General features: G+C 69.3%; 18 protein-coding genes and 1 tRNA gene. 2 read left to right on the forward strand and 17 right to left on the reverse strand.

The window, feature by feature from the left end:
* Window positions 1-99: 99 nt before the first annotated feature.
* The 17 genes from KOL93_RS11900 to KOL93_RS11980 form a co-directional block, all read right to left on the reverse strand.
* Entirely contained in the window at window positions 100-273 is a 174-nt protein-coding gene (locus tag KOL93_RS11900) for a hypothetical protein (RefSeq protein WP_221585571.1), read from the reverse strand.
* A complete protein-coding gene (locus KOL93_RS11905) occupies window positions 270-614 on the reverse strand; it encodes a hypothetical protein (RefSeq protein WP_221585572.1) in 345 nt (114 codons plus the stop codon). Before KOL93_RS11905 ends, KOL93_RS11900 begins: the two co-directional genes overlap by 4 nt.
* 283 nt (window positions 615-897) lie before the next feature.
* The gene (locus KOL93_RS11910; RefSeq protein ID WP_221585573.1) at window positions 898-1,551 is read right to left on the reverse strand and encodes a hypothetical protein; all 654 of its coding nucleotides are present in this window, start codon (window positions 1,549-1,551) and stop codon (window positions 898-900) included.
* On the reverse strand, window positions 1,544-1,900 hold the full coding sequence (locus tag KOL93_RS11915; RefSeq protein WP_221585574.1) for a hypothetical protein: 357 nt from the start codon (window positions 1,898-1,900) through the stop codon (window positions 1,544-1,546). The genes KOL93_RS11910 and KOL93_RS11915 overlap by 8 nt, the downstream gene beginning before the upstream one ends.
* A complete protein-coding gene (locus KOL93_RS11920) occupies window positions 1,897-2,982 on the reverse strand; it encodes an Lsr2 family DNA-binding protein (protein WP_221585575.1) in 1,086 nt (361 codons plus the stop codon). The genes KOL93_RS11915 and KOL93_RS11920 overlap by 4 nt, the downstream gene beginning before the upstream one ends.
* Before the next feature lie 2 nt (window positions 2,983-2,984).
* Window positions 2,985-3,218 (reverse strand): hypothetical protein, encoded by a 234-nt coding sequence (locus KOL93_RS11925; RefSeq protein ID WP_221585576.1) that lies wholly within the window; start codon window positions 3,216-3,218, stop codon window positions 2,985-2,987.
* A 145-nt stretch (window positions 3,219-3,363) separates the two neighbouring features.
* Window positions 3,364-3,693, reverse strand: coding sequence for a hypothetical protein (locus KOL93_RS11930; protein ID WP_221585577.1), 330 nt, complete (start codon window positions 3,691-3,693; stop codon window positions 3,364-3,366).
* Entirely contained in the window at window positions 3,690-5,210 is a 1,521-nt protein-coding gene (locus KOL93_RS11935; protein WP_221585578.1) for a ParB/RepB/Spo0J family partition protein, read from the reverse strand. The genes KOL93_RS11930 and KOL93_RS11935 overlap by 4 nt, the downstream gene beginning before the upstream one ends.
* A 36-nt stretch (window positions 5,211-5,246) precedes the next feature.
* Window positions 5,247-5,555, reverse strand: a complete 309-nt coding sequence (locus KOL93_RS11940; protein ID WP_221585579.1) for a DUF3263 domain-containing protein — start codon at window positions 5,553-5,555, stop codon at window positions 5,247-5,249.
* Window positions 5,552-6,094, reverse strand: a complete 543-nt coding sequence (locus KOL93_RS11945; protein WP_221585580.1) for a hypothetical protein — start codon at window positions 6,092-6,094, stop codon at window positions 5,552-5,554. Before KOL93_RS11945 ends, KOL93_RS11940 begins: the two co-directional genes overlap by 4 nt.
* Window positions 6,094-6,549 (reverse strand): hypothetical protein, encoded by a 456-nt coding sequence (locus KOL93_RS11950; RefSeq protein WP_221585581.1) that lies wholly within the window; start codon window positions 6,547-6,549, stop codon window positions 6,094-6,096. Before KOL93_RS11950 ends, KOL93_RS11945 begins: the two co-directional genes overlap by 1 nt.
* A gap of 89 nt (window positions 6,550-6,638) precedes the next feature.
* Complete coding sequence (locus KOL93_RS11955; RefSeq protein WP_221585582.1) at window positions 6,639-6,974, reverse strand: hypothetical protein; 336 nt, start codon at window positions 6,972-6,974, stop codon at window positions 6,639-6,641.
* Window positions 6,971-8,125, reverse strand: a complete 1,155-nt coding sequence (locus tag KOL93_RS11960) for a hypothetical protein (RefSeq protein WP_221585583.1) — start codon at window positions 8,123-8,125, stop codon at window positions 6,971-6,973. The genes KOL93_RS11955 and KOL93_RS11960 overlap by 4 nt, the downstream gene beginning before the upstream one ends.
* A gap of 17 nt (window positions 8,126-8,142) precedes the next feature.
* Window positions 8,143-8,808 carry a phage antirepressor KilAC domain-containing protein gene (locus tag KOL93_RS11965; RefSeq protein WP_221585584.1) on the reverse strand — a complete coding sequence of 222 codons (666 nt, stop codon included), beginning with the start codon at window positions 8,806-8,808 and terminating at the stop codon, window positions 8,143-8,145.
* Window positions 8,809-8,848: 40 nt separating this feature from the next.
* The gene (locus tag KOL93_RS11970) at window positions 8,849-9,025 is read right to left on the reverse strand and encodes a hypothetical protein (RefSeq protein ID WP_221585585.1); all 177 of its coding nucleotides are present in this window, start codon (window positions 9,023-9,025) and stop codon (window positions 8,849-8,851) included.
* Complete coding sequence (locus tag KOL93_RS11975; protein WP_221585586.1) at window positions 9,022-9,261, reverse strand: helix-turn-helix domain-containing protein; 240 nt, start codon at window positions 9,259-9,261, stop codon at window positions 9,022-9,024. The genes KOL93_RS11970 and KOL93_RS11975 overlap by 4 nt, the downstream gene beginning before the upstream one ends.
* A gap of 433 nt (window positions 9,262-9,694) precedes the next feature.
* Window positions 9,695-9,767 (reverse strand) — tRNA-Lys (locus tag KOL93_RS11980).
* Window positions 9,768-9,864: 97 nt separating this feature from the next.
* Between KOL93_RS11980 and KOL93_RS11985 the strand changes: the two genes are divergently transcribed.
* Entirely contained in the window at window positions 9,865-10,011 is a 147-nt protein-coding gene (locus KOL93_RS11985; RefSeq protein ID WP_221585587.1) for a hypothetical protein, read from the forward strand.
* A 141-nt stretch (window positions 10,012-10,152) separates the two neighbouring features.
* The gene (locus tag KOL93_RS11990; RefSeq protein WP_221585588.1) at window positions 10,153-11,097 is read left to right on the forward strand and encodes a diacylglycerol/lipid kinase family protein; all 945 of its coding nucleotides are present in this window, start codon (window positions 10,153-10,155) and stop codon (window positions 11,095-11,097) included.
* The last annotated feature ends 213 nt before the right edge of the window (window positions 11,098-11,310 follow it).

Consider the following 11,310-nt stretch of genomic DNA (forward strand, 5'->3'; position numbering starts at 1 on the left):
TCACCGGGACCCCACCGGACGACCGCGGCGAGCGCAGCGTGTGCAGGTCGGGGTCGTCGATGTCGGGGGCGAGCGTGTGGTGCTCGAGGAGGTTGCTGCTCATCGGTCGTCGGTCCTTCCTGTGTAAATGTCTCGGCTGCGCTTGTGGTGGTCGCGCCGGCGGTTGGTGCGGATGGTGTTGCGGATGCCGACGATCAGGGCGATGGCGATGACGGCGGCGATCACGGCGATGAGGATGGCGAGGGCCCAGAGGATGACGTCGAGCGGGGTCATGGTGTGTGTCCTTCTCGGTTGGTCGTGTGGGTGTGCATCGCGTCGATGCGGTGCTTGGCTTCGGTGGCGGCGCGGTCGATCTCGTGGTGCTGCCACTCGAGCGATGCGGCGAGCGCGCCGTTGATGGTGTCGGGTAGGCGGAGGCGGATGGCGTCACGGGGGTGCATGTAGATGACGGCGTCGCCGTAGATGACTTCACCGGGTGCGAGGTTCGGCGACTCGATGACGGGCCATCCGGCGAGTCCTGCGGCGAGCGGGAGAAGGGCGGTGCGGATCGTGTCGGTGAGGGACACGAGCGCGTCGCGGATGCCGCGGCCGGTGCGATAGGTGGCGGTGCTCATTGCTGTGTGCTCCTGGCTTCGGCGAGGGCGGTAGTGGTGGCGTGGTGTCCTCGCCGGCTGCGTGCTGACTGCAGGTGCTCGGTGATGGCGCGGCTGAGCGTGGTCCGTCCCCCGCGTCGTCCTCCGAGGACGTAGACCCGGTCGCCTCGGATCGCGGCGGCGACTATCTCGAGCTGCCAGGCCGTGAGGTCGGGGATGACGTCGACGGCGAACACCACTTCCGGTGTTGCGAGTGACTGGCGACGGCGGCGGATCGCGCGGCCTGCTCGTCGCTTGTCTGACCTCACGACGCACCCCCACGTGGGCGATCCATGGCCTCGTCGCTGGGGATGTGTGGTTCTTCGAACCACGCGACTCGACGGATCACGCGAAGGATGCCTACCCATGCGCTCCGGATGCCCGAAGTGTAGGGAGTGAAGGGCATCAGGCCGGCCCACTTTTCAGCGTGCTCGACAACGTCGGCCATGCGTTCGAGAGCGTCAGCGCCGGCGAGGACGTTCTCTCGGAACGCGTCGAGGCTCGGATCGTCGGCACCGGCCGAGTTGGCCGCCAACCTGAGCGAGTGCGCGCGGCCGCGAATCTCGGCGGGCGTCATGTCACTCATCGGTCCACCACCGCGATCGGGAACTCGTCGGGAGACGTCACGCCCCTCCTCTGCTCGGCGAAGTGCGATCGACTCGAGCACCTGTGAGATCGCCCGCTCGTAGCCGAGACCAACGCCCGAGAAGCCGAGTTGCATCGCGACCTTCCCCATCGACTCGATGAAGGCTCGGTCTCGCTCGTTGGCTGCGATGAGGGCGGGCAGGCGGTCGAGAGCGCCAGCACCCGCGCGGCAGGACGCCGCGTTGTTCTCCCAACCGTGCCGAGCGTTCACGTCCGCGACGGCCCTGAGTCGCATTGCCTCTGCCCGCATCTCGTCGGGCGTCTGGTCACTCATCGGTCTCGTCCCCTTCTTCGTCCGTGTCCTCGTCGTCAAACTCAGCGCTGTGGTGGTAGCAGCCACACAGCGGCCAGATCATCGAGCAGCTCGAGCACTGTGGGCCCTGGCCGTCCATGCCGAATACGGGGCGGGCAGTGAGCATCCCGAACCGGTTGAGCTTGTCCGCGAACCAATCGGACACGTCTCGCGCCTTCGCGTCATCGACAGCGACGCCGAGCAGGTCAGCGACTTCACGGATCAACTTCGACGAGGCCACCGCACGGGGCGGCTTCGACATCGGGTTTCGAGAGCCCTGCCCGAGGAAGATCTCCTTGAACTCCTCCCCGTTCACCTCCGAGCGCGTCATGCTGCGTCATTCGCGAACCATGCGGCCAGCCCGCGGCGAGCGCGCTTGGCTCGGAGCTGTTCACGGAGTTCGCGGTTCTCGTTGTGGAGGGGTTGCAGCTTGCCGCTGATGCGGGCGAAGTCGAGTCGTTCGCGGGCGAGGGCGCTGTCGAGGGCGGTGTTGTCGGCCTGCAGCTGTTGGATGCGGTCTTGTGCGGTCTCCCACTTCTCGAGTGCGAGGGCGACGCCGCGTGCGGTCGCTGCGTGGGCGGCTCGTTCGAGGTCGAGTGCTCGGGTGAGCTGGTCGCTTTCGGCTGTGGCTGCTTCGAGGCGCTGGTGGTAGCGGTCGAGCTCGGCGAGGAGGCCGTCGACGTCGTCGGATGCGATGACGGTCGCCCATTCGGGGCGGTCGTTCGACGTGTTCTTGGTGGTGTCGAGCCGTGTGGCTGCAGTGAGGATGCCTGCGACGGATTCGAGGTCTTCGGCTTCGGTCGTGTCGGACTCGGCGGCCGCGGCGCGCGCGGTGCCGTCGGGGTCGTCCGGTGTGGCGCGGAGGTCTTCGGGTGCCGGCGTCTCGGCTGCGGAGGGGGCGGGTGCCGCGGTGTGGGTCTCGATGTAGTGCTCGCGGATCGCATCCTTCACGCGGCCGCGGGGTGCGACGTCGTAGCCGCGTTCGATCGCCCACGCGCGGATGGTCTTGTTCGACGCGTTGCGCGGGTCCGTCGAGTCGATACCGAAGTCCTCGGGCACGAGCGTCTCGACGTCGCTGCCGGCCTCGCTGTCGGCGGCGTGCTCGTCGTGCTCGTCGTCGAGTTCAGGGACGACAGGCGCCGGGGTCGACGCTGCAGGCTTCGTGCGCTTCTTCGGCTTCGGGATGACCCGTTCGCTCTCGAGCTCGAGCTCGGCGGCGATCTCCGTCGGCGACATGCCGCGGCCGCGGAGCGTCCGGTATCGGTAGTTCCCCGCCGCGAAGCGCTTCGCCCTCGTGCACGTGAGGCCGTGCCCGGCGCCGGCGGGGCACCCGCCGTTCGACCGGCAGCCCCGCTCGTACCCCTCGGGTGTGCCGTGCTCGATCGTTTCGTCGAGGATGATGTTGCTGCTCATGGTCAGATTCCCTTCTTCGGGAGGCGGTCGATGGTCGTGCGCCACCAGACGCTGCTCGAGACGGCGTTCGCGGCCTCGAGCTCCACAGCGCCGGTCGACGTGTTGAGGGTGCGGATGATCCACCGCAGACCGGACACGGGGTCCGTCCACGCGTCGCCGAGCCGCCACACGATGGACTTGGGGCGCGGCGCCGGCGAGCGCAGCGGGCGTGTGGTCATGAGGGAGGTGTCGGTCATCGGTGGTTCCCGTCTGCTCGTGAGGCGGCGTGACAGTCGGGGCAGGTCACGTCAGGCCATCGGGTCGTGCTGTCGTTGCGGCTCGCCTTGCGGCCGCAGTAGGCGCGTCCCTGGGTGCGAGAGCGGCCGTGGAGGGTGGCGGAGCTCATGCCGCACCGGGGGTCTTCTCGCCGACTGCGGCGAGCGCTTCGGCGAGGGCCGGCCATGCCTGCTCGACGGCGACCTGGCTGCGCGTGTCGAGGCCGCGCCATGCGAACACCAGGGCATCACCGAGGTCGGCGATCTCCTGTGTGAGGTTCGGGTGCGCGATGGGCGCGGCCCACTCTGCTTGGACCATGAGTCGCAACCCGCCCGGCTGCTCGACGAGGATGGTGGGCTCATCCGAGTAGGCGAGGGCGACACCGATGATGCGTGCTGACTCGATGTCCGGGTTCTTGACGACGACCGCCTTGCCGACGAGCTCGCGACCGTTCATGCCTGCACCTCTGCATCCGTCTCGTCGTCGGCCTGGGCGGCGGCGATGCGCTGCTCGGCGTCCGTGACGATCGCGAGCTCGACGTCGGCGAGCTGGTAGCCCCAGTCGCGGAGCTGCATCAGGTAGCGGGCCGTGCGGGGGTCCTGACCGAAGCCGTCGGCCTTCTCCTCGCCGACGACGTCCTCGGTCTGCGCGATCGCCACGGCGAGCGCGACCCGGACCGGGTCCGCGTTGTGGAGGTCGGTCTCGAAGGCGAGCTGTCCGGGGGCGACGATGTGATGTCCGGTGATCGGGTCGACCGGGTAGTGGCCTGTCTCCGGGATGTCGTCGGTGCGGAGGAAGTCGAGGGCGAGGTATTCGCCCTTGTCGTGGTGCCGGAGGTGTCCGATCGCGCCGAGGAGAGCCCCGGCGACGTACCGCTGGTGAGTCTTGTCGTGCTTCGCGCCTCGGGCGAGGAGCGTGTCGCGGATCCATTCGCGGCGGACGACGGTCGCGGCGCGCATCGCCGCCTTCGCCTCACGCTTGGTCCGTTTCCGCTCCCGCTCGGCTTCCTTCTCCTCGTCCGTGACCGCGACCGGCGTGGAACTGTAGGTGTACCGCTGCGCGAGGCCCTGCTTCTTCCAGCCGTTCACGTACCAGTCGATGGTGTAGCCGCGGTCGGCATCGCCTCGGTGGCCCTGCCGGATCCAACCGAACAGCTGCTCGAGGCCGGCGAGGTCGGACAGCTCGAGCGCCTTCCTGTCCGGGTCGTCCGCGCGGCACAGATGCGCGAAGAGCTCCGCGCGGGGTGCGAGCTCGTCGCGCTCCGCCCAACTCGTGAGCGGCGTCGCACCAGCCTCTAAGACGTCGGCCTTGAGGCGGTCGATCACCTCCTGGTCGAGACGGTCCTCGCGGATCCGCTGAGCGACGTGCTCGAGCTGCGCCGGGTCCTTCTCCGCCTGCTCGGTGAGCTGCTCGACCGCGTCGGCATCGCCGTCGAACTCGGCGATCACTGCTGCGTGCTCGAGGGTGAGCGTGTACGCCGACGCGGCCGCGGCCGCGCTCTCGCTGCCGGCGACCCGGAGAGCCGACGTGACCTTCTGCTTCGTACTGTTCGTCTTCCGAGCGATCTGGTCCTCGCTCACACCGAATAGCGCCAGCTGCTGGTACGCGGCCGCCGTCTCGTGCGAGGCAAGCTCGGCACGCTGCTCGTTCTCGCGCAGCTGGGTGAGGATCCGCAGCTCCTCCGCACGGTCGCCCTCCGCTGTGGCCTTCGGCTTGATGACGACGGGAACGAGGGACCAGCCGATCTCGAGCGCAGCGGACGTGCGGCGCTGACCGGTCGTGATGTGCACGTGGCCGTCGTCGTCACGCCAGCCGACGGGGTACTGCTCGAAGCCGTGCTGACGGATCGACGAGATGAAGCTCTTGTCGAGGCGGATGTCGGTGCGGACGTTCGGATCGATGACGAGATCCGCGGCCGGGATCTTCACGACCTCGCCGATGTCGGCGGTCTCGGGATCGTAGGTGATGGCCATGCGAAGGGTCCTTCCGGGTGGGTCAGGTGAAGTGAGTCAGTCGCGGCGGAGTAGCGGAGCCCGCGACTCGAGGTTCCGCCGGCGCCGCTCGCGCAGCTGACGGGTGAGGATCGGTGCGTACTCGGCCGCGGCGTCGGTGTCGATCGCGCGGCCGAGGAGCATGTAGTAGCGGGCCGGGTCCATCTGCAGCTCGGCGCGGATCTCGACCTCCTTGTGCGAGTCCTGCCGCGGGTGCGCCGCCTCGAAGTCGAGGAGGTCCGCGACGGCCTGCTCGGTAGACGCCCACGGCGTGGCGGGCGCCGGCGCGTGCCCGCACAGCGGCTCCGTGTCCTCACGGCCGGTCATGAAGCGGCTCCCTCGCGCATGCGCGGGCAGAGCGGCTGGTGTGCAGCGCGGGCGAGCGTCGCGAGCTCGGTGATCAAGTCCGTCTGTCCCCCGTCGACGCGGTCGTCGCGGATCCACGGGCGCAGGAGGGCGAGCACAGTGTCGCGGTCGCCGTTCGCCTCCGCCGCGCACAGCTGCGCCGCCACGACCTGCGCGCGAGGCGCGCCCTCCGGGTACTCCGCCCGGAACGCGTCGTCCTCGGTCTCGACCGCCGGGAGGTCGAAGAGCTTGCGCCACCAAGGGCGAGACGCCTCACGGTCGTGGTGGCGCTTCTCCCGCTGATCCGTGGCAGTGACCTGCACGAGCACGGCGACCAGCGCCTCGAACTGGAATCGCGACTCCGGTTCGATCGCACGTCGGGCAGCCACGGCCTCGGCGTAGGTGGTCGCATGGAGGACATCCGCGAGGCCGGCGCCCTCCAGCAGCCAGTGCATGTATGCGGCCGTGCGCAGTGCCTCGATCGCTGTGTCGGCGTCGGGCTCGTGGTCATGGTGGAACATCAGCGGTCCTCCTGTGTGAGGCGGGTGACGGTGAGGGTGAAGCACGGGGTCGTGACCGGGGCCTCGGGCGTCGAGGGGATGTGGCGGATCTCTCCGCGGGGCTTGACCATCAGCTCGGGGCGGTCGTCCTCGACGACCTCGGCGCGGACGAGTCCGTCGAACATGCGCTTCTCGAGGCGCCCGAGGTTGTCGGGGTCGCGGACGTGCTTCGTCGCGACCCACCAGGTCACCAGCGCCCGGCAGCGGTCCATCTCCGGGATGCGTGCGGCCATCGCCTGCACGTAGACCTGGTTCCGGACCCGGCGCTCCTCGGCGGCCTTCGCCTGCCAGCGGTTCCCGCGCCCGCCATTCATCGGTAGCGGGTTCGTCGGCCACGCGAACCGGAGGATCCACGTGTCGGCGTCCGGGTGGGCGTGTCCGCGGACCTCGAGGTCCGTCGGTGTGCGGCGCTTCATCGGAGGTTCTTCCTCGCCTGAGCAGCCGCGTAGACGACGGCCTTGGCGTGCTGGCCCGGGCCGAAGTGCCGTCCCCATCCACGAGTCACCTAGTCGGGCTGGATGCCGCGGGCCGGGACCGGCTCAGCGATCCACACCCACCGGATCGCCGACTGTCCGGATACGAGCACCTTGCGGCGCACTCGCCATGCCCCCGTCGACAGGCCCGTGTCGTCATGCAGTCGGGACATGCGGCGAGCGCGGTATCGGTCGCCGATGACGATCACGTAGCCGTCGTCGCAGCGCACGATGGCCTGCCCGTCGTCGGTGACTCCGGTCACCACGCCGAGCTCGCCGAATCGTTCGACGGGCGCGCGCGTCGTGGCCTCGTAGACGCGGACGGAGTCGCCCGGGATCAGCGGGCGTACAAGGTCGCGGGCGTTCATGCTGTGGCCTTCTCTCGAATCGTGGCGAGGTCGTGTGCGGGCAGACCGAGCTCTTGGCGGTCGCGGAGGACAGTGCGGTCGGTGCGGTGGAGGAGCTGGGCGATGCGCCGGTCGCTGCAGCGCAGCGCGTGGAGCCGGCGGACGGCCTCGAGCCGTTCCGGCTTCGACAGGCGCACCTGCTCGCCGGCACAGGCGAGCTCGATAGCCACCTCGTCGAGCACCGGCTCGTCGCCGTCCGTCGGCTCCACGCGGTCGGGTACGACCGGCGGCTCCGCGTCCGTGTCTGGGTCATCCCAGGCGAGCGGCGGCAACCACCGGCGCTCACGTGCGAGGCGACGTGCTCGCGAGTAGGCGGCCGCGTCGTGCCACGCCGCGCGGGGCGGAGCGATGTTCCACAGCTCGTCGTAGGCGGCAGCGACCGCGCGGTGGGTAGCGACTGATACGCGGTCGCAGGTCATGACGCGCGTCATGTTCGTCGGTGACAGGCCCACCCGAGGCGCGATGCGCTGCGGTGACCAGCCGAGCGTCACCAGCGCCTGCAGGCGGCGGCGCGTTCCGAGCGCAGGAACCGACGCCGAGGGTGCGAGGGCGTCGAGGTCGGGCTTCACCGCAAGGATGCGTTCTGCGGTCTCGCGCTTCACGCGCTTGACGTGCTCGCCCTTCCGCGGGCCCGCGTCCTGCCGGCCATAGACGAGGTTCCGGACGACGGTCACGCTGACGTCCGCCAGGCGAGCGACGCGCTTGTAGCCGATGCCGAACTCGCCGAGCAGCTCGACGTGCTCGCGCGCCGGATCCGCGTCGACGAGGCCCGTGTCCCACCGGCCGAACGCGACCTGACGGCGACGGAGCAGCTCGACCTCGCTGCGGTGCTCGCGGCACGCGTCGCAGCGGCACTTGTGCTGGATGTAGCAGACCGTCGTGTCGGCGTGGGCGTGCTCCGGCGGGCAGATGAGTCCGGGCTTGCGACTGCGCGGCTGCGGCACGAACTCGTCGAGACGGCCGGCCTTCCACATGGCCTGGTAGTGGCGATGGCAGAGGCCGCGCGTCTTCGGCTTTGCAGGACAGCCGTCGAGCAGGCAGATTGCCGGCGCGTCCTGGCCGGCGTAGAGAGCCGCTCCGGGCTTCATCTCGGTGGGTGAGGGGACGTTCATGGTGGATCCTTCGTGGGTCAGTCGAAGAGGGGCCGGAGCGTGTCCGGCGCTGCGGGGATCGGCTCGGGCGTCAGCTCGTCGCGGAGCTGCTCGAGTCCGGAAGGGGTGATGTAGATCTGGCCGTACAGGGCGCGGCCGCGGCGGGACGGGTCCGGGTGCGGGATCCGGCGAACCGTCACCCACCCACGCGAGCGCGACATCGTCGTCGGCGCCCACGCGTCATCGATGCGCTCGATCCAGCCGTGGTGCTCGAGGTACGCGAACAGACGGTCGCGTCCCATCGAGATCTCCGGGTGGCGGTCAAGGTGACGGGCGGCGGATGCCACCGGGTACGCGCCCACGAACGACACGTCGCCGCGGGCAGCCTCAACCACGCGCGGCTCGAGGAGATTCGGGAGCTCGACATTCAGCCACGCGAGGAACTGGCGAGGCGTCTCGCGGCCGGCGTGCTCGTTGACCTTCGCGACGGCCGCATCGAGCGTGTAGAACGGCACGCCATCGAGGTCAGCGGGCCACTCGTCGCCGACGATCGTCTCGCCGGAGGACCAAGCGGGCACGTCGGCGAGCTGCTCGAGCTGGTCGGCGCGGAGGTAGACGTAGTCGCCGTCGACGACGATCGAGAGGTCTCCGTGGGAGATCCAGCGGGCGATGATCCGGACGGGCTCTTGCAGAAGGGTGTTCATGACGGGGTCCTTCGACGCAGAGGGAGAGGGGGCGCTCGAGTCAGGAGCGGGGGTCTTCGCGAGACCACGTCTCGCGGGAGAAGAGACCGAACGTCGCCAGCAGCAGTAGCGCGGCGATGAGCCCGAGCAGCCACGCGCCGTCGTAGCGACCAGTGGCCGCGGACGCGGCGAGCGCGACCAGGCCGATGAGCGCGAGGGCGAGGCGGAAGATCGTCACGTCGTTTCCTTTGCAGGCTGACGTGCCGGATCCGGGAAGAACCGGTCGATCGGCTCATCGAGGGCGGCGGCGAGCGCGTGGATCTCGGGGGCGGAGAATGGGACACGCCCGTTGATACGGGCGACGAGGCTCGTGCGCGACAGCCCCAGGAGGCCGGCTAGGCGCTGCTGAGTGAGGCGGTGTTCCGCAGCGAGGCCGCGCACTTTGCCTGCGATTCGTTCCGTGGTGGTTGGCATGCGGTTGAGTCTGTATCGAATCCCTGCCACCTGCAACCAGCGACACGCGTCGTGTCTCGGTTTTCAATCCAGCGCGTTCGCCGTATTGATCAAACTGGTCGGAATCCCATACACTGTGGACATGGCCCCGATCACGGAACTGCACCCCGCTGCAGACGACACACGCGCCTCACGCGCCGCATTCGTGCGCGACTCCCTGAAGAGTGAACGTTGGTCCATTCGCCACGCGGCCAGCGAGCTGGGCATGAGCCACACGGCACTCAGCACTCGCGTTCGCGGAGCGACGCCATTCCTCGCCGACGAGCTCGAGGCGATCGCTCGCTTCCTTCTCAAGCGGGACCCGATCGAGTTCTACGCCGAGTACCTCGCTGCCGGCCAGCCGCCGGCAGACACAAAAAACGCCCCCTTCCCGAAGGAAGGGGGCGTGAGCGAGTGGGCCCAGCGGGGTTCGAACCCGCGACCCGCGGATTAAAAGTCCGATGCTCTGCCAACTGAGCTATAGGCCCGGATCCAGCCTACTTGACGACTCCTGTGCGAGCCGACGACGCCTCACCGCCGGCGGATCCCCCTGTGCGGCTCTTGACACGCCGATAGTCTCCCCGCATGACGCTTCAAGACTTCTGGCTCGCGTACTGGCTTCCCGGCCTCCTCGTGGCCCTCGCGCTGATCGGCATCCAGATCCTGATCCTCTGGTTCATCATCTACACCGCCGTGCGCGCGGCCCTGCGCTCGATGCGAGATCAGTCGTAGAGCGCGCACAGGCGGCCGACGGCGCACCCGAGGTCGCCGGGCCTCCCGCGCCTCCCTCCTCCTCACATCCCGACGGAATCCGCCCGCGGGAGGCGATCCGTGAGCCAGAATGATCCCGTCCGCATTCGAAGAGGAGCCGTCATGACCGCAGTCCGCATCGCCGTCGTCTGGAACCCCGCCAAGACCACGCGGGAAGAGCTGGAACAGGCGCTCCAGGACGCGTCATCGACAGAGTCCGCCCCCGAGGTGCTGTGGTTCGAGACGAGCGTCGACGACCCCGGCTACGGGGCGGCGTCGCGGGCAGTGGACGCCGGAGCCGGGCTTGTCATCGCCGCGGGCGGCGACGGCACGGTGCGCCTCGTCGCCGAGCGCCTCGCAGAGTCCGACGACGTCGACCTCGCGATCGCACCGCTCGGCACGGGGAATCTGCTCGCTCGCAACCTCAAGGTGCCGATCGACGACCTCGCCGGCGCCATGACGCGCGCCCTCACCGGGACGCCCCGCGCCATCGACCTGGGCTGGGCGACGGCCGAGATCGACGGAGAGTCGCAGCGCCACGCGTTCGCCGTCATGGCGGGCTTCGGCATCGATGCGCACATGATCACCGAGACCGACGACGATCTGAAGGATCGCGCCGGCTGGATCGCCTACGTCGAATCCCTCGGTCGCGCCGTCGCGGCGAGCGAGGTCATCTCGCTGCGCCTGACGGAGGACGGTGGGGAGCCGGTGGACGACGAGGCGCACACGCTCATCGTCGGCAACTGCGGGACGATCCAGGGCGGCCTCACGGTGCTGCCCGACGCGGACCCGTCCGACGGCGAGCTCGATCTGCTGCTGCTCGACGCCGACGGCGTCTCCGGATGGCTCGACACGATGCGCAACATGCTGTGGGACAACGGCCTGCGCCGCCTCGTCGCCGGCGGAGCATCGTCCGCGCAGAGCAGCGAGTCAGCCGCGCACCACCGCACGACGAATGTCGTGATCGATCTCGCCGAGCCGCGCGACTTCGAGGTCGACGGCGACGTGCTCGGTCAGGTCACGCGCATCGAGTTCGAGGTCCAGAAGGCCGCCGTGCGGATCCGCTGACTCTAGGGCGTGTCTCACAATTGATCGCCGACTGCGCAGGTCGTGAGCGCGCGCCTCGCGGCTCCAATTATGAGACACACCCTAGGTGTGATGTCCGGGGACGTTGTTTCCCGACACGGGGCTGAGTCTTCCGACAGGTGAGGGCCCCCGGGCTGTGAAGTGGAGCTGTCTAGTTCAACGCTTCACAAGCACCCAGGAGGCCCTCGTGTCCCA

It is taken from the genome of Microbacterium salitolerans (assembly GCF_019720895.1).
In the GTDB taxonomy this organism is placed as follows: Bacteria; Actinomycetota; Actinomycetes; order Actinomycetales; family Microbacteriaceae; genus Microbacterium.